This window comes from Flavobacterium sp. CF108, assembly GCF_900129795.1.
In the GTDB taxonomy this organism is placed as follows: domain Bacteria; phylum Bacteroidota; class Bacteroidia; order Flavobacteriales; family Flavobacteriaceae; genus Flavobacterium.
This window is the reverse complement of the sequence record NZ_FQWW01000010.1, coordinates 17,926-35,646: the sequence shown is the minus strand read 5'-3', so window position 1 is coordinate 35,646 and position 17,721 is coordinate 17,926. Positions and strand designations below refer to the sequence as shown.

The 17,721-nt window shown below is 33.5% G+C and carries 15 protein-coding genes; 3 read left to right on the top strand and 12 right to left on the bottom strand.

Going from position 1 to position 17,721, the window contains the following annotated elements:
- Positions 1-127: 127 nt before the first annotated feature.
- Genes BUE10_RS21835 through BUE10_RS21825 form a run of 3 tightly spaced genes read left to right on the top strand, consistent with a single transcriptional unit; the run spans position 128 to position 7,645 of the window.
- Complete coding sequence (locus BUE10_RS21835; protein WP_143056024.1) at positions 128-3,502, top strand: RHS repeat domain-containing protein; 3,375 nt, start codon at positions 128-130, stop codon at positions 3,500-3,502.
- Between the two features lie 17 nt (positions 3,503-3,519).
- Positions 3,520-7,134 (top strand): DUF6443 domain-containing protein, encoded by a 3,615-nt coding sequence (locus BUE10_RS21830; RefSeq protein ID WP_234984789.1) that lies wholly within the window; start codon positions 3,520-3,522, stop codon positions 7,132-7,134.
- Entirely contained in the window at positions 7,112-7,645 is a 534-nt protein-coding gene (locus BUE10_RS21825; protein WP_143056025.1) for a hypothetical protein, read from the top strand. The genes BUE10_RS21830 and BUE10_RS21825 overlap by 23 nt, the downstream gene beginning before the upstream one ends.
- A 996-nt stretch (positions 7,646-8,641) precedes the next feature.
- Here the strand turns inward: BUE10_RS21825 and BUE10_RS21820 are convergent.
- The 12 genes from BUE10_RS21820 to gcvH form a co-directional block, all read right to left on the bottom strand.
- The gene (locus BUE10_RS21820; RefSeq protein ID WP_073488996.1) at positions 8,642-8,899 is read right to left on the bottom strand and encodes a hypothetical protein; all 258 of its coding nucleotides are present in this window, start codon (positions 8,897-8,899) and stop codon (positions 8,642-8,644) included.
- On the bottom strand, positions 8,889-9,473 hold the full coding sequence (locus BUE10_RS21815; protein WP_073488994.1) for a DUF420 domain-containing protein: 585 nt from the start codon (positions 9,471-9,473) through the stop codon (positions 8,889-8,891). Before BUE10_RS21815 ends, BUE10_RS21820 begins: the two co-directional genes overlap by 11 nt.
- A 2-nt stretch (positions 9,474-9,475) precedes the next feature.
- A complete protein-coding gene (locus BUE10_RS21810; RefSeq protein ID WP_073488992.1) occupies positions 9,476-10,162 on the bottom strand; it encodes an SCO family protein in 687 nt (228 codons plus the stop codon).
- 11 nt (positions 10,163-10,173) lie between these two features.
- A complete protein-coding gene (locus BUE10_RS21805; RefSeq protein ID WP_073488990.1) occupies positions 10,174-10,833 on the bottom strand; it encodes a hypothetical protein in 660 nt (219 codons plus the stop codon).
- A gap of 78 nt (positions 10,834-10,911) precedes the next feature.
- Positions 10,912-11,262, bottom strand: a complete 351-nt coding sequence (locus BUE10_RS21800) for a cytochrome C oxidase subunit IV family protein (RefSeq protein WP_073488988.1) — start codon at positions 11,260-11,262, stop codon at positions 10,912-10,914.
- A gap of 18 nt (positions 11,263-11,280) precedes the next feature.
- Positions 11,281-12,267 carry a cytochrome c oxidase subunit 3 gene (locus BUE10_RS21795; RefSeq protein ID WP_073488986.1) on the bottom strand — a complete coding sequence of 329 codons (987 nt, stop codon included), beginning with the start codon at positions 12,265-12,267 and terminating at the stop codon, positions 11,281-11,283.
- 42 nt (positions 12,268-12,309) lie between these two features.
- Complete coding sequence (locus BUE10_RS21790) at positions 12,310-12,897, bottom strand: cytochrome c oxidase subunit 3 (RefSeq protein WP_073488984.1); 588 nt, start codon at positions 12,895-12,897, stop codon at positions 12,310-12,312.
- Between the two features lie 2 nt (positions 12,898-12,899).
- The gene (gene cyoE / locus BUE10_RS21785; protein ID WP_073488982.1) at positions 12,900-13,802 is read right to left on the bottom strand and encodes a heme o synthase; all 903 of its coding nucleotides are present in this window, start codon (positions 13,800-13,802) and stop codon (positions 12,900-12,902) included.
- A gap of 158 nt (positions 13,803-13,960) precedes the next feature.
- On the bottom strand, positions 13,961-16,075 hold the full coding sequence (locus BUE10_RS21780; RefSeq protein WP_073488980.1) for an energy transducer TonB: 2,115 nt from the start codon (positions 16,073-16,075) through the stop codon (positions 13,961-13,963).
- Between the two features lie 19 nt (positions 16,076-16,094).
- Complete coding sequence (deoC, locus tag BUE10_RS21775) at positions 16,095-16,838, bottom strand: deoxyribose-phosphate aldolase (protein WP_083598254.1); 744 nt, start codon at positions 16,836-16,838, stop codon at positions 16,095-16,097.
- Between the two features lie 114 nt (positions 16,839-16,952).
- Positions 16,953-17,336 carry a VanZ family protein gene (locus BUE10_RS21770; RefSeq protein ID WP_073488978.1) on the bottom strand — a complete coding sequence of 128 codons (384 nt, stop codon included), beginning with the start codon at positions 17,334-17,336 and terminating at the stop codon, positions 16,953-16,955.
- The gene (gene gcvH / locus BUE10_RS21765; RefSeq protein WP_073488976.1) at positions 17,329-17,709 is read right to left on the bottom strand and encodes a glycine cleavage system protein GcvH; all 381 of its coding nucleotides are present in this window, start codon (positions 17,707-17,709) and stop codon (positions 17,329-17,331) included. Before gcvH ends, BUE10_RS21770 begins: the two co-directional genes overlap by 8 nt.
- Positions 17,710-17,721: the final 12 nt, after the last annotated feature.

Sequence of the window (17,721 nt, the reverse complement as noted above, 5' to 3'; positions counted from 1 at the left end):
CCATAGATATTTTTTTGTTAATATCTATTAAAGTAACAATAGTTATTTTAACAAAAATTAAGTCTAAACTTGTATTTTCTTACAAAGAAATATATTAATTTAACATTTTAACACGCCATTACCTAATATGTTTAAGCTCACTTTTTTTAAGTTACTGCTATTTGCATTGTTTTTACCCAATGTAATTTTTTCTCAAATTACTAAAGATCTTCCTAATTATTTTCCGGTAAGTCCAAATGCAGCTTCTTTCGCAAAACAAGGTTTATACCCTATAGACTATTCTACAGGAAAATTAAATATTAGTATTCCAATATACACTATCAAAACCAAAGAACTAACGGTACCAATCTCTCTTAGTTACAATACTTCTGGAATTCAACTAAATGAAACTGCTTCATGGGTAGGTCTTGGATGGAATTTAAATGCTGGTGGGGCAATTGTACGTAATGCAAAAGGAAGGCCAGATGGTTTAAATTATTGGACTCCTATTCCAATATTATCAAGCAATTTCGCATTTACAAAAGAGAACTACCAAGTTTTATTTGATATGCAAAAAGGCGATAGAGATACCTCACCGGATGAATATATTATTAGTGCCCCAGGGTTATCTGGTTCATTTTATTTTGACCAGAATGATTCTTATAAAGCATATTTCAGAGATTTTCAAAATACAAAAGTTAGAATAATTTCAGACACTGAAATTGAAATCACAAAAGATGATGGGACTATCTACAAATTTGGGAAAAACCTTCAAAATGCCGAAGTTCTTGAAATTACATCAAATCCATCTGAGTTAGTTCAATCTTGGGGAAGTAGCTTTATTTCTGCTTGGTATTTAACAGAAATAATTTCTGCTAATGGTAAAGAAGTAGTTTCTTTTTCATATAAAACGATAAACAGCACGGATTATCCCGTAATAACAAGCGAACATTTAGAATTTATAGATGGAGGATTTTCTCCTTCCACTTTACCAAATTATCCATTAGGAAACGGATATTTATTTCCAATTAAAAAACAATTTTTACAGACTATTACATTTCCTAATGGTAAAATAGATTTTATATCTACTCTTGACCGACAAGATTTGATGGATGACTATAAATTAAACTCTATAGAAGTTAATTCAATATTAAACAATCAAGTTACTTTAGTTCAAAAATCTAGTTTTACTTATGATTATTATTTAAGAACTGGTGGAGGAAATTTTAGTGTATCTTACTCAGACCCACTTGCCAATAATACAAAAATACAAAATAGTAAATCTTATGCTTTACGGTTAAAAGAAATTATTAACAATAAAACTAACACAAAACATAGTTTTGAATATAATTCGTCACCGATACTACGAAGAGGAACTACGGGTCAGGATTACTGGGGATATATGAATGGCAACACTGGTTCATTAATACCCCCTACTTCAGCAGATATAAAAAGTTCTATTCCGGCAAATGAAAGAACAATAAACTTTGGCACCGGTAACAGAAAAGGTGATGAAAATATAATGAAGTCAGGGGTTTTAGAAAAAATCGTTTATCCTGAAGGAGGTTATACAATATTTGAATATGAAGCTAATAGATATATTAAAAACATAACTAATATTTTAACGGAAGAGAAAAGTGCTAGTATATCGGCTTCTGGTGTCGGCTGTACCCCTAATTATAATGAGATATCTTTTACGGTAGGGTCCAATTATGTAAACCAAAGTGGTAAAATATCTTATTACTTCTCTAGTGCAACAAATGAGACAACTGGTAATAATTCCTACGTTCAATTTAACACTACCACTTATTACAGACTCAATTACGACCCAGTACAACAAAAATATCCTACTTCGTCAGGAACAGTTGCTACTAATTTTGGTATTGGATATTCAAATACACTTAAGGCGAGAGATTATAGAAGTGGTATTTCTGGTCCTTCAGGGTGTCCATTCTTAAATATAAATGCTACATGGAAAGAAACTACGGGGACAGTTATTGTTCCAACTACAATTTTCATTGGTGGTCTAAGAATAAAATCAATCAAAAACTTTTTACCTGGAATAACTCTACCAGTAACCGAAAAACAATATACTTATGAGCAGGAAAATGTATTGAATGATGAGGGAATGGGGATATATGGTCGAAAAATAATATTCCAAGATAACATTTCAGTCGCAAAACCGACATATTCTTCTTCTACAATTTACAATTCCAACATTGGAAGCGGTCCTAGTATGACTTATGGAAAAATCACAGAAACTGATATAAACTCAAGTAAAAATGGGAAAATTGAATATTATTATGAAAACATTCCTACTCAACGAGAAATTGGTATTCAACCTACAATTTTTATGCATCCACAATATAACACTCTATCGCCTTTATTCAGCATAATTTCTCCTTATGCAACACAAATTAGCGATTTTGGTTATTATAAAAGTGATACTTGGAATTATGGATCCCTTATAAAAACTAAATATTATAAAAATGATTCACCTGTTTCTTTTAAAGTTATAAAAACCATTGATAATACTTATCAAAAACTAATCGAAAAAACTTTATCTACTAATATAATTTTTAATATTGTTTCACCACCATATAATGTCTCACAAAATTTCCCATCTGGAACTTATAATCAAGTATGGGATAGTCATAGCTATCAATTTTTCTATTTTACAGGAGGTATTTCATTAGGAAAAAAAGTACTAACAAGCACTACAGAGACAGAGTATGATGATAATGAAAATCCTACCAACCAAAAAATCACGACTTACAGTTATGAAAACCCGCTTCATTATCAGCTGACCAAAACAGAAACAGTAAACAGTAAAAATGAAACATTAAAAACACAGCTGAGCTACCCTCAGGATTTAGTTTCTACAGGACAGACAGCAGAGATGCAGGGTTTGATAAACCAAAACAAAATTGACAAGCCGATAAAAACAGAAACTTTTGTCAACAACGTACAGACATCTGAGTCTATAACCAAATATGAACAGAGTACCGCTACTGGCAATCTGCTTTTACCAAAAGAAATCCATTCTTCAAAAGGATTGGTTGAAACCTTCCCTTTCAATAATGCAAACCGTAAAATAAACTTTACTCTATATGATACTGATGTAGTGAGTGGGGTTACACTTGGAAACGGAAATGTCCTGGAATATTCCCTTGAAAACGGTACTCCTGTTTCAATTATCTGGGGATATAACAAATCACAGCCTATTGCCAAAATCGAAAATGCTGCCTACAGTCAGGTTTCATCATATGCTGCAAACCTGCAGAATCTTTCCAATACTGGAACTGAAGCGGATTTGATCTCTGCTCTTAATACTTTGAGAACCGCACTGCCAAATGCCATGGTTACCACTTATACCTATCTGCCGCTTGTTGGAGTCAGCACTATTACAGATCCAAAAGGCTATACAACAACATATACTTATGACAGTGCAGGCAGACTAGAATTTGTAAAAGATAATGCAGGCAATATCCTTTCAGAGAACCAATACAATTATAAGCCATAAATAAAACCAAAAGCATCATGAAAAATCTAATCCAATTCCTTTTGGTTTTGTTTCCTTTTATGGCAATAAGCCAGACACAAACCCAGAATTACATCAAAACGGTAACCTATAAAAAACCTTCTCTTGTAAAGATACCAGCACCCACAATTTCTGAAGCTTCTCAAAATGTCACTTATTTTGACGGATTGGGAAGACCTGTTCAGCAAATAGCAGGACAGCAGTCTAAATCAGGAAAAGATATCATCACCCATATTGAATACGACGGTTTTGGAAGACAGGTAGAGGAATACCTGCCTTTTAAATCGTCTAACACCAATATGACTTATGATACAGCTGCTGAGGTGAATGTTCTATCTTATTATAAAACCCCTAGTCTGGCTGTCACTGGAAATTCTGCTATGGAGGCTACTGATTATCCTTTCAGCCGAAAAGAACTGGAAGCTTCTCCGCTGAACCGTATGCTGAAACAAGCCGCACCGGGCAATGACTGGAGATCAGGATCTGGGCATGAAATAAAGATGAGCTATCAGACCAATATTAAAGATGAGGTAAAATTATTTACCGCCGTTACAGCATGGGATGCTGCATCTGGATTGTATAAGATCTCTTTTGTGGACAGCGGATCTTATACCGCAAATGAACTCTATAAAACCGTTACTTATGATGAAAACACAGCTGCTTCCCCTCTTGAAATAGACGGTTCAACAGTTGAGTTTAAAAACAAAGAAGGACAGGTTGTACTCAAAAGAACCTATGCAACGGTTGGAACTGGGGCAGTGAATCAAAAACATGATACCTATTATATCTATGATATTTATGGAAACCTGACTTATGTGATCCCGCCAAAAGCTGTGGATTTAATTGGAAGTACCGTAAGTACTGAGACTGATATAACTTCTACTGCAGTGGTTACATCCTCAAGTGCTGCTTTGAATTTAACGGCATCCAATTCTATCCGTCTTCTGCCGGGATTTCATGCGCAGGCAGGAAGTACATTCTCAGCTGTCATTGACAATGCAAACCAGACGGTTTTAGATAATTTATGCTATCAATATAAATATGATCACCGCAACAGGCTGGTGGAGAAAAAACTACCAGGAATACAATGGGAGTTTATCGTTTATGACAAACTCGACAGGCCTGTAGCTACAGGACCCGCTAATTCTCCATTTTCGGATTTGACTTCTGTTGGATGGCTCATCACCAAATATGATGCTTTCAGCCGTCCGGTATATACCGGGTGGTCTACAGCTGCAGCGGCTACGCCTGCAGGAAGAATAACCCTGCAGAATGCGCAGAACAGTGCGTTACTTATTAACGAAAGTAAGCAGACAAGCGGAACAATCGACAATATTGCTGCCTATTATACCAATACAGTAGAGCCGAAAACCTTTAAGCTCCTTACAGTTAATTATTATGACAATTATACTTTTCCAAGTGATAAGCCTATTACAATTCCTGCCAAGATACAAGGAGATGATGTTCTGAGTACATCACAGATAAAAGGACTGGCATCTGCCTCATGGAAAAGGGTGCTTACCACAAGCACTGCCGGGCTAGGAGAAACTGCCGTTACTTTTTATGACCTTAAAGCAAGACCCGTTGGAAGTTATACCTTAAACCACTTGGGAGGTTATACTTCTGTGGAGAGTAAACTTGATTTTTTAGGCAAGACACTCTGGACTGTTACAACACACAACAGGTTAGGCACACCGGGACTGGATCTTATCACAAAAGATGTATTTACCTATTCAGACCAGGACCGATTAATGACCCAGACCCATCAGATAAACTCAGGGACAGTTGAGCTTATCCTAAGTAATACCTATGATGAACTGGGACAGTTAATATCTAAAAAAATTGGAAACACAGAAGCCCTGCCAACCCAGAATATTAATTATACCTATAATGTACGCGGATGGCTTACTGCTATTAATGATATAACATCGCTTACAAAGCCAAACGACCCGAAAGATTTGTTTGCTTTTAGGATCAATTACAATACAATCCCGTCTGGAATTACAGATGTAAAGGCATTGTATAATGGAAACATTGCAGAAACATCTTGGGCAACAAATTCAGATAATGGCTTGGTTAGAACTTACGGCTACAAATACGACAACCTTAACCGATTAAAAGAAGGTGTTTATAAAAAAGGGACTGTATTGAGCGCTTACAATGAGGCTTTATGGTATGATAAAAACGGAAACATTACAGCTCTTACCCGTAACGGGAACAGTGAAACTGCCCAGCAGATTGATAATTTAACCTATACTTATGCCAATAGCAGCAACAGCAACACGCTGATGAAAGTTGCTGACAGCAGCAGTAAAACATTAGGTTTTGTGGACAGCGCAGCCAACACCGTTGATGATTACAGTTATGATGTCAATGGCAATATGACCAAAGACAGCAATAAAAATATAACCGCCATAACCTATAACCATTTAAACCTGCCAGTCAAAATTACCTTTGCTGCTACAGGGAATATTGTTTATATTTACAATGCTGCAGGGCAGAAAGTGCAGAAAATTGTAACTAATGTTTCTCCGGCAAATATTACAACAACCGACTATTTAGATGGTTATCAATATACCACGGACTGCCAGTCTTGTAGTGCTGTATTGAAGTTTTTTCCAACAGCAGAAGGTTATGTTGAAGTTTCTGGAAGTTCTTTTAAATATATATATCAATACAAAGATCATCTTGGCAACATTCGTCTTAGTTATGATAAAAACTTGGTCATTCAGGAAGAAAACAATTATTATCCTTTTGGATTAAAACAGGAAGGCTATAATATTTTGAAAAATTCTACTAATGATGCTTTAAAGTTCAAGTATAATGGAAAAGAACTCCAAGATGAACTGGGGCTTAACTTCTACGATTATGGTGCACGTAATTATGACCCTGCACTTGGTCGTTGGATGAACATTGACCCATTGGCAGAAAAATATTATGGTATTAATCCATATGCATATGTTTTTAATAATCCAATTGAATTATTTGACCCAAATGGTATGGAGGTTAAATATGTGCGCCAAGAAGGACAAACTAGAAAAGAATTCCGAGAGATGAAAAGGGAATTTAAGAGAGAGAATCGACAACTTATGAAAGATTCAAAGACCCATCGCGATAATTTTAATCAATTAAAAGACTCAAAGAACGTACATAATATTACTTTCAGTAGAAGTGGCGGTTCAGTAACGGAAACTGTAGGGGATATAAACCGAAATGGAGGAAATGGGACAAATATGAATATTGACTTGAGTCAGAAAGGTGCAGAAAATGAGTTTGTTGTTGCTCATGAAGTCGGTCATGGAGTAGATATTGATAAAGGAGTAGATTCTCCAATCGAAATGCCTAGCATATCTATAAAGGATAATCCTAATGATGTAGTTCAAAAAACATTTGACACTAATAATCAAAACAAAGAAGTCAATGAGAGAAGCGCCTCTCATACTGAAAACATTGTAAGAGGAGAAGTAAGTAACTCAAGGGGAGTTACAGTTCCATTACGAGAAACATATACTTTGGAAGTACAATATATCAGTCCTTTTTCTGGCAAGGCTGGTGTTAAAAATAAAACTATCAACGTTAAAAATGAAAGTTATGACTATTATAAAAAGAAATAGGATATTATTTATTGTGATAATTTTTTTTGGATGTTCTACACAAAAACAATCTAAAAACGATATTTGTAAAAAAGTTAATATTGAATCCGAGGATGAATACAATGGGAATAATCAAATTATTTTAAATAATTTTTCTGATTTTAATTCAAAATCGAATAAAGTACTAGATATAATACGTGTATCTAGTACAACAGGATATGAACATAAGGAGAACTTTAAAAGGATTTTTATTGAAGATAACAAAGTATTTATAATTGAAGATAACAAAACTACTCAAGAGGCAAACTTAAATTCAAAGCAATTACAAGAGTCTTTTTTAAAATGCAATGAAATTAAATCACTAATAAATTGTACTAGTAAAAAATCTCAAAATTATCTATATAGATTTTTTGTAAAGAAAGAAAATAAGATTGTTATGACATTTACGGCTAATAACCAAATAAAAAATATTGATTCTGATTTAATTAAAGAAGAGCTTTTTTTTATTAATTTTTTTGAAAAAATAAAATAGTGGGATAAAAATATTTAATAATACTAAATTGTATTGTGAGGTACTGTTTCAGAGTTAGCGATACGAGATTTTAGATTTCTAACATGTTGAAATAGAGCGAATGTTATCAATAAATAATTTAAAGATGAGCATTACTGCTCATCTTTTTTGTTTTAATATTGCCTTAAAGGAACTAAAATGAGTAAAAATATTTCCTCGTGTTACAGAGTTAGTGATGATTTTAATTGCCGCTTCAGGAACTGCGTCTACGGTTGTATCAAAAGCAACAGAAAAAAAGAAAACTACTGGTCAATAGAGAAATAAAAATATTATGATAAATAAATTAATTAGTTGGATAAAAAAACCAGAGAATATAATATTATTAGTTATATTTTCTGCAATAACAATTATGGGCATAATAGATGGTAATCTAATTATAATAATAAAAGTTTATGCGGGAATTGCCTTGTTTAGTGTATTTATAGTGTTAATTCTTTATTTAAAGAGCAAATTTTGGTAACGTTTGGATTATGTAACGTACCCGCTCTCCGAAGTGTTCAACTGAAAAAGTTGCGCAAATGTCTCTGACTTTGCGCAATTATTTTGTTCTTAGAAATTATAAGCGTTTCAAAAGTCTCTGACTTTTTGAATAGGCTTTTTGATGAGATTACTATTAAACTTATATCTAAATTATTTTAAAGTCAGAGACTTTTAGACGTCTACGTTTTTTAAATATATTTATTTTTAGTAGCGAAAAGTCAGAGACATTTGTGGAGCATGTTGCATAATAAGAACCCCCGCTCCCGCACGAATCCTTTCGTGTGTCACAAAGATAATCGGCAAAGAATATAAGGAAAAAAACTTTCATCAATTGTAGTCCCTTGGTGCGATACGTTCTGAAAACTAGATTTTAACTAGTATATATAGCCACACGAAAAAGAATTCATGCGAGAGCAAAGGAAATGTTTCAGTAAACGGATTAAAATAAACAAATTGAAATAAAAAAATGCAGTATAATTATACTGCATTTTTCTTTTTAGATCGGTACATCTTATAAATAAGAAAACCAATTATAGCTACAAGTAAATATGGGATTATCATTAAAAAAACGATTCCGTCATTTACAGCTTCTGCTTTCTTTATGTTAGAATCTCCTGCAAGTGCGGCACGGCACATAGCACATTGGGCATTCGCCGAAATTCCAATTAGGAAAATACAAATTCCAAAAATAAAGCTTTGGAATTTGGAATTTGAGTTTTGAGTTTTAGTTTGCATAGTAAGGAGAAATCATTAAATAAACTACAACACCAGTTACCGCAACATATAACCAAAGCGGGAATGTTATTTTAGCTATTTTTTTGTGTTTATCAAAACGCTTCGCAAGTGCTCGTACATAGGTTACCAATACAAACGGAATGATTATAATGGATAAAAGAATATGTGTGATTAAAATAAAGGCATATAAATATCTAACAGCACCAATTTTGGCTTTTTCTACTGCATCTAAAATTCCGTCATGATTTACATCACCAAATTTAGTAGAGTCAGCAGTCATATGGTATGCAACATACATCGCCAAAAAAGCCAATGACAAAGCAATTGCAAAAGTCATTAAACGTTCGTGCAGTTTAAGTTTTCCGTTTTTAACGGCAATTACTGCAGCAACTAAAACAATCGCCGTAAGACCATTTGTAGAGGCATAAATTGGAGGTAAAAAGGAAAGCGGTTCTACATTTATTCCGAAATCTTTTAATTTGATTGCAAAAAGAATTCCTACGAGTACCGGTATAACAATTGAAACCGCAATGATGTATTTATTGTATTTTTTTTCTAATGAATGATCTTCCATTTTTATTCTTCTAATAATATTTTAATATCTTCCTGAATTTCTCTAACGCCTTTTTTATCTAAACCGTCGTAATAGATATTTGGGTTTCCAAATTCATCTTTTCGGCAGCGAATGTTTCCGTCTTTGTCAATTAAAGCAAACAATCCTGAATGTTCAAATCCACCGCTAACTTTTGAGTTTTCTCCAGCATAAAGATTAAAACCTTTGTTCGACAAATCCATAATTGTAGCTCTGTCTCCGGTTAAAAAATTCCAGGTAGAAGATCTTACTCCTAATAATTTTGCATGATCTTTTAAAACCTGCGGTGTATCATGATTTGGATCAATGGTAATGGAAACGATTCCGAAATTAGGATTACCAAAAAATGTTTTTTCAATTTCCAGCATGCTCATATTCATCTTTGGGCAGATTGACGGGCAAGTTGTGAAGAAAAATTCTAAAACATATACTTTTCCTTTATAAGTCGCATTAGATATTTTAACGTTATCCTGATTGGTCAATTCAAATTTTGGAGCTGCACCTATCGTTACTAATTTTGTATCTTTAGAACTTTTAGAGCCAACATTATCTAAACGATTTCCTTTTACAACATCATCATTTTTAATTCTATCAACAATTTTTGGCACTGCATAGATTCCGAAAATCAAAATAATAAACGAAATCCCTATGTAAGATTTATTTTTGAACATTATATGTGTATTTAAAGTTGTTTTGTGGCGTTATGGTTCTTTTTAAGAGCGGCACGGTATTCATACAAAATGATTTTAAAATCATCCAGCATTTCGTTACTTAGTTCTGACGGATGAAAAGTATCATAACCTTCTTTATATTCGTCGTCATTTTCATTTTTATTTCCGCCTTTGCGGCCTCTTAAATTTCTTTCTTTATCTACAATGAAAACATTTGATGTACCCAATTTATCATCCAGTTTTCCTTTTAAATGTAATTGATTATAAAATGCCTGAATATCATCTGGTGAAGCAAAAATAAACTCCCATCCAGAAACATCTGTAAAAGGTTTAAGGGCATCAACAAGCTTTTGAGCTTCATTTTCTGTTCCAAGCGGACAGATTACTACAAACTGAAGATCTTCGAAACCGTGGTAGCGTTTATAGATTTTTTCGTTAAGGTTAAAGTAGTTTCCTCTATTGCCTAAAATATCAGTACCGGAAAAACCTAAAACAGTAATTTTTTTATCTAAAGAAACTTTTTTGCCGTCAAGAGATTTCCAGTTTCCAAAGTCAGCAATTTTTGGGGTAATAATGGGAAGTTTTGTAAAACTATTTACACCTGAAGCAAAAAACAAATAGGCTACAATGGGTAAAACAAAAAGCACAAAAAGAACTATATTTTTTTTCATTGTTTTAACGGAAGTTATTGAGGTACAAAAATAAAAAAAGCTCCGTTAAACGGAGCTTCTTTTCGAATTAATATCATGTTAAAAATTCCATTTAATAGTAGAATCTTTAAAAACCCCATAAATATAGTGTCCTTCTGTCAACAAGATGAACAATAAATATAATACTAGGAAAACAACTGGTGATACAACAGCCCATCTAAGGCTGCTTTTTTCACCTTCCATGTGCATGAATGCCCATACAATATAATAAGCTTTGAATATTGTTAAGATATAAAATATCCAGTTTAACAAATTCAAACCAACAAAATGATTAAACTCTAATACTCCCGGTTTGTAAATACCAAGGATAACTTCTACTGTAGTTACTACTGATAGTAATGCAAAAACAAACCAGATTCTTTTTGTATTTGATACGTGTTCGTGTGACATAATAATTAAAATCTAAAATTAAACTAAGTAGAAAACTGTAAATACAAATACCCAAACTAAATCTACAAAGTGCCAGTATAAACCAACTTTCTCTACCATTTCGTAGCTTCTTCTCTTTTCGTAAGTTCCTAATAACACATTAAAGAAAATAATGATATTAATGATAACTCCAGAAAATACGTGGAATCCGTGGAATCCTGTGATGAAGAAGAAGAAATCAGCGAATAGTTTACTACCGTATTCATTTCTAGTTAAGTTTGCTCCTTCTACTACATATTTTGCGTCAACTAAACGAGCTTCAGATTCTGCTCTAGTTAAAACAGTTTTTTTCTTTTCAGCAGTAAGTTTTTCAGTTCTGATTAATACATCAGGGTGTGCTTTAAAACCTGCCTGAATTTCAGCAACAGTATAAGTTGGCTGTGTCTCTGCATCCTGAACAAACCAAGTTGCATGGCTTCTTGTTAATTCTTCTCTTTGTTCTGGCAATTTTACTGCAAAATCTGCAAGAGCAACTCTTGTTCCATCTGCTTTAACAAACTGTAATAAACTTCCTCCTTTAGTTTCAACTGCACCGTATTCTCCTTTAATGAAGTTTTTCCACTCCCAAGCTTGAGAACCAACGAAAATTAAACCTCCAATAATTGTTAAGAACATGTACACAGCAACTTTTGTTTTCTTTAATTGGTGACCTGCATCAACAGCTAAAACCATTGTTACAGATGAGAAAATCAAGATAAAAGTCATTAAGGCTACATAATACATAGGAGCCGAAACACCATGCATAAAAGGAAAGTGAGTAAACACTTCATCAGCCAATGGCCATGTTTCAATAAATTTAAATCTAGAAAAACCGTAAGCACCTAAAAATCCAGAGAATGTCAAGGCATCCGATACGATAAAAAACCACATCATCATTTTACCATAACTTGCTCCTAGTGGCTGGCTATGCTCTCCGCCTCCCCAAGTTTTTTCGTCGTTATTTGCAGTAGTAACTGTCGCTTCCATAAAAGATATTCGTTAAAAAGTTCCCAAATTTACGTTTTTTTCTTATTTAAAGAAATATAAAAATAAAAATAATAATACCCATAATAAATCCAAAAAGTGCCAATACATCGCACCTAGTTCTATACCAAGAGTTTGAGTCGGATTGTATTTTTGTTTAAAATGATTATAAATTATAATTAAAAGCGAAATTAATCCGCCCGCCAAGTGCAATAGGTGTGTAAACGCAATTACATAAAGGAAAGTTGTAGTAATTGAGCTACCTTGTCCTGTCATATAATACCCGCTTTCTACAATTTGCCCAAAACCTCTGAATTGTAAAATTACAAACAGAATTCCCAAAGCAAATGTCCCTAAAAGAAACGCAGAAGCAGCACTTCTGTTTCCTTTTTCGATTGCCTTTTTCGCTAAATAAAAAGTAATACTGCATCCAATAATAACTGCTGTACTAAAATAAAACGCAGTTGGTATTTGAAAATTAGTCAACCAGTCTGCTCTTGATTTACTTACCACAAACGCACTTGCAAGTCCTGCAAACATCATGGTCATACTTACCATTGCGAACAACAAAATCAGTTTGGCTGATTTTGATTTTTGTACCTGTTCTTCACTTACTTGAATTGTCATTTCCATAACTATCTTAAAAATTTATCTACTATAAATACAATCTGCAGTAACGAAATATACGATACGCTTACCAGCATTAATGTTCTTGCGGCTTTTGGTGTTCTTAATTGGTACAAACGCACCGCATAAAACAACATCCATAAACCTAATAAAAACACTAAAACTGCAGCGATTGGTGAAATAAACAACTGCCCTGTATATCCCAAAACTGGCAATAGAGAAGCTATAATTAACCAAATCGTATATAAAATAACCTGCAAAGCTGTTTTTCTATCCTTCTTTCCGGTTGGAAGCATGTAAATGCCTGCTTTTGCATAATCATCATACAAAAACCATCCAATGGCCCAAAAATGAGGAAACTGCCAGAAAAACTGAATTAAAAATAACGTTCCGGCTTCGATACCAAATTCTCCGGTTGCCGCAACCCATCCTAACATAAATGGGATTGCTCCGGGAAAAGCTCCAACAAAAACAGATAATGAAGTTACGGTTTTTAAAGGAGTATATATGCTTGTATATAAAAATATTGATACTGCGGCAAACATTGCCGACTTTGCATTTATGGTATACAACAATGCAATACCTATTATAGTAAGCAAACTTGCAACAATTAATGCTGTTACGGGAGACATTCTTCCGGAAGGAACCGGACGATTTTTTGTTCGATCCATCAAAGAATCGATATCTTTTTCAATTACCTGATTGAAAGCATTTGAAGCTCCAACCATGCAATAGCCGCCAATTGACAAAATAATCAAAACACTCCATTTAAAAGGATGTTCGTCATTAACTCCTAATAAATATCCGGCGATTGAAGAAAACAAAACACTAATAGCCAAGCCGGCCTTAGTTATCTCTTTGAAATCCAGAAATATTGATTTGATTGAAATTGTATTTTTAGCAGCGTTCAATACCGTAGTCTTTGTATATTTTTTTTGAGTGCTGCAAATGTACAAATTAGATTATAGAATTTGGAACTTTAAATTTAGATTTTTTCCAATAAAACCTCTACAAAATAAGAACTTTCCAATCTTTAACACTATTATTTCGAAAAATCTTATTAAAAATTCTAGTAATCAAAATACCAGTTAAAGATATCAGAACGTAAACCAATAGTAAACCAGGTTGTACTTTGCTTAAATGTTGTTGCCGTTTCCTGAGTTGGATCAAAATTCCTGTAAATAAAACTTCCGAATAATTTTAAATTTGTGATCGGATTGATCAAATATCCTCCTTGGATATCAGCAATAAAAATACTGGTTTTATTTCCCTGACCTACTTTTACGCCAGTATCATACGGACGGTTTAAATCGTAATCTTTATAGATATTTCCTCCGTAATTATAACTGTTTTCTGCGGTATCAAAATCTAAACCTCTTTTACCAACTGTAAATTTAGCATCGGCAAAAAGACGTCCTTTATGGTAACGGCCAATTGCCATAAATTCTTCAAAATTTCCTCCCCATTGATGTCCAATACTTTGATTATTATGACCATAATTCGTAATTGGATCGCTATGAGAATACACATAAGGACGAACGTGATTGTATTCTAATTGTAAAAGCAAATCTTTTACATGAAAAGCGTTGTAATATTTAGCGCCTAACTGGTAACCAAATTTATTTTTCCAACTTTGATCTCCAGACTTCATATCACCAATCGAAAATTCATCTAATAAAAACTGAGCATATAAATTGACATTGTTATTCCATTTGTATTTAGATGTCATTCCTAAAAGCGCATTTCCGCTTCGTGATGATGAAGCAAACTCAACAGAACGGTAAAAAATAATAGGGTTTACAAAATTAACATCAAACCCTCTGTTGTTGGTATCTGTCCAAACTACTGATTCAAAGAAACCTAAATTCAGTTTATTCGAAACATTCCAGCTCAAATAATGATTCGCCATATATTTGCTTGCATACGTTCTGTCCACCGTTACGTCTGGGCGAACATCTTTAAGCCACATATAAGTATTGGTATATTTAATTTTCCAGAAAGTCGTATTGATTTTAAAATAAGGATAAGGACTTGCTCCGTCCGTTTCAAGCAACGAACGATATCCGTCTCCAATAAAATTTCTGCCGTAACCTAATTGCAAGTCAAATATTTTACTTGGCGCAAAAGTAATATTGGCTTCTGCCAAAGGAAAATCGTAAGCATCTGTTTTAAATCTCTTAGCAATTCCCATTCCCGGAATAATCGCCGGATTTCCTCCAGAAGGTTTTAATGTTTCTGCATAATCGTTATAATAACCTGCAAATCTTCCCTGACTTTCAAAAATAGTTGTGGTAAAATTAATCTGTTTTCCTAAGCCTCCTCTAAAATTAAGTCCACGCGTATTTACATACGAATAAGACGCATCAAGATCTGAAGCTTTTCCCATTTGTAAATCAAGAATTGGGTTTAAGGCCAGCCAGTAATCTTCACCCTGAATCTGAACCAGGTTTTCATTCCAAAGCTTTCTGCCCCACCAGCCGGAAACTTTTTTCTGAAGCGATTCATTTACTGCTTTTAAATTATAATATTTTGAAACCTCAGCATAAGTATACGGTTTTGAAGCAGTATGATTATTACTCCCTACTTGGTTCATTGCGCCATCAAACTGTGCATAATAACTATGCGAAAATGGAATATTTAAATGACTTTCAAATTCAGGCATATTGTATTTTTTGTATACAATACTGTCTAATTCCGTCATTGGTTTTTCAATTGGCTTTTCAATTTCAGATGCTGCCAAAGCTTCTGCGGCAATCTGATCTGCGCTTTTTAAAGGAATATCAATTGAAATAGTATATTTTGAATAAGTCGGTTTTCCGTTATAAGTCGAAGGTTTTATTTTCGGGAATTTTCCAAAAACACGTTTTGCTTCTTCAACTAGTAAATCATCTGCTGCATTTACGTAAATTACTTTAAACTCACCGTTTGCATCCACTTCAAAAAGCACTTTTACTTCTCCTTTGTAATTGTTTTGTTTTAAGTTTTCAGGAATTTGAAAATTATCATATACAAAGTTCTGTACTTCTCTGTAAAAACAATTTTCTAAATTTTTAGACTGAAGATTTTCGCAATGCGGAAAAATAGGAAACTGCTCTGAAGTAAAAGCAGGTGTGACATTAGTCTGCTGTGCAAAACTAAGCAAGGTAAACAGGCTGATAATAAAAGATAAAAAAAACTTATTCACTAGATTGGGGCTTAATGATTTAATATTGATTTGTAGTATTTTTTCCGTCTGCGATCGCTTTTGCTGCCGAAGTCCCGATACGTTTAACTCCTAAACGAATCATTTCTACTGCATCTTCATAAGAGCGAACACCGCCGGCAGCTTTTACCGGCAAAGGCGATGCGTTTTCGAGCATCATTATAATGGTAGGAATTGTGGCTCCGTTTGGCAGATCATTTTCGGTTTTATAAAAACCTGTTGATGATTTTACGAAAACAAAAGCATAATCTTCTTCTTTAAAATTCGATATAACAACATTTTTTATTAAAGCCGAAAGCTGGATAATTTCTTTATCCGTCAATGCTGCGACTTCAATAATCCATTTTACTGTTTTATTACTGGCTAATCCTATTTGGCTTCCTATTAGAATTTCTTCTTTTATTAATGAAACGTCTCCGTTTTTAAAAGCTTCATAATTGCAGACAAAATCTAAATCATCGGCGCCATTTTCGATCGCTTCATTGGCTTCTTTGATCTTAGATTCTAGACTTGAATTTCCCTTAGGAAAATCTATTACCGTTCCAACCAGTAAATTCGAATTTTCTTTTAAGATCATTTCTTTGGCCAGACTCACATGTTCAGGTCGAATCATGATGAGTTTAAACTTTTCCTGAATTGCTTCTGCAATTGCATTTTTAACTACAATACTATTCTCCTCTTCCGAAATTCCGGCTTGAGCAGCAGTTTTTAAATAAGTAGAATCTAAGTATTGCTTAACATTCATAATATTGAAGTTAGATCGAATGGGGCAAAAATACATTTAAATTCAGAAAAAATACTGTTTTAAAAGCTTGATTTTACGCCAATAAAAAACCCACCGAAGTGGGTAATTATATTCTTATATTTTATCGATTTGTTTTTTAAAAGCTATCGCTGAAAAAACTCCTACGAATGCACCTAATGCATTTGCTAAAACATCTGTTACATCTGATGCCCTAGTTGTTGTCATGATACTTTGTAAAATTTCGATTGTTATTCCGAAAAAAACAGAAAAGATAAACGAAATCAAATACGCTTTATAATCATTAGCATCTTTTCCTTTAAGTTCTTTCTTAAAGAATAAGATCCAGGAAATCGTAAAGCCAAAGTGAAAACAAAAATGCACAATCTTGTCAATACTCGGAAAATTTACCGCCGGAATATTGCTTGAATCTATTAAACAAAAATACGCAATGATTCCAGAGCAGATAATTGCCCAGATTAACAATAATTGTTTAGGCACCGATAAGTTGTTTATAAGCTTCGTCAGATAATAAACTATCTATTTCTGATGCATCAGCAATTTTAATTTTAATCATCCATCCAGCTCCGTAAGGATCAGAATTTACAGTTTCAGGAGCGCTTTCTAATTCTTCATTAAAAGCAATAATTTCTCCAGTTAAAGGTAAAAACAAATCAGAAACTGTTTTTACAGCCTCAACTGTTCCAAAAACCTCATCTTTATCAAGTGTCTGATCTAAAGTTTCTACTTCAACATACACGATATCCCCTAACTCTTTTTGTGCAAAATGAGTAATTCCTACAGTCGCAACATCTCCTTCGATGCTAACCCATTCGTGATCTTTTGTGTACTTTAAATTTGCTGGTATGCTCATAATAGTATGTTT

Excerpts from the sequence above, each read along its gene's own strand:
- BUE10_RS21835 (WP_143056024.1), top strand. The coding sequence starts at position 128 with ATGTTTAAGCTCACTTTTTTTAAGTTACTGCTATTTGCATTGTTTTTA.
- BUE10_RS21815 (WP_073488994.1), bottom strand. The coding sequence starts at position 9,473 with ATGGAAGATCATTCATTAGAAAAAAAATACAATAAATACATCATTGCG.
- BUE10_RS21820 (WP_073488996.1), bottom strand. The coding sequence starts at position 8,899 with ATGCAAACTAAAACTCAAAACTCAAATTCCAAATTCCAAAGCTTTATT.
- BUE10_RS21790 (WP_073488984.1), bottom strand. The coding sequence starts at position 12,897 with ATGGAAATGACAATTCAAGTAAGTGAAGAACAGGTACAAAAATCAAAA.
- gcvH (WP_073488976.1), bottom strand. The coding sequence starts at position 17,709 with ATGAGCATACCAGCAAATTTAAAGTACACAAAAGATCACGAATGGGTT.
- BUE10_RS21800 (WP_073488988.1), bottom strand. The coding sequence starts at position 11,262 with ATGTCACACGAACACGTATCAAATACAAAAAGAATCTGGTTTGTTTTT.
- BUE10_RS21805 (WP_073488990.1), bottom strand. The coding sequence starts at position 10,833 with ATGAAAAAAAATATAGTTCTTTTTGTGCTTTTTGTTTTACCCATTGTA.
- BUE10_RS21830 (WP_234984789.1), top strand. The coding sequence starts at position 3,520 with ATGAAAAATCTAATCCAATTCCTTTTGGTTTTGTTTCCTTTTATGGCA.
- deoC (WP_083598254.1), bottom strand. The coding sequence starts at position 16,838 with ATGAATGTTAAGCAATACTTAGATTCTACTTATTTAAAAACTGCTGCT.
- BUE10_RS21825 (WP_143056025.1), top strand. The coding sequence starts at position 7,112 with ATGACTATTATAAAAAGAAATAGGATATTATTTATTGTGATAATTTTT.
- BUE10_RS21795 (WP_073488986.1), bottom strand. The coding sequence starts at position 12,267 with ATGGAAGCGACAGTTACTACTGCAAATAACGACGAAAAAACTTGGGGA.
- BUE10_RS21810 (WP_073488992.1), bottom strand. The coding sequence starts at position 10,162 with ATGTTCAAAAATAAATCTTACATAGGGATTTCGTTTATTATTTTGATT.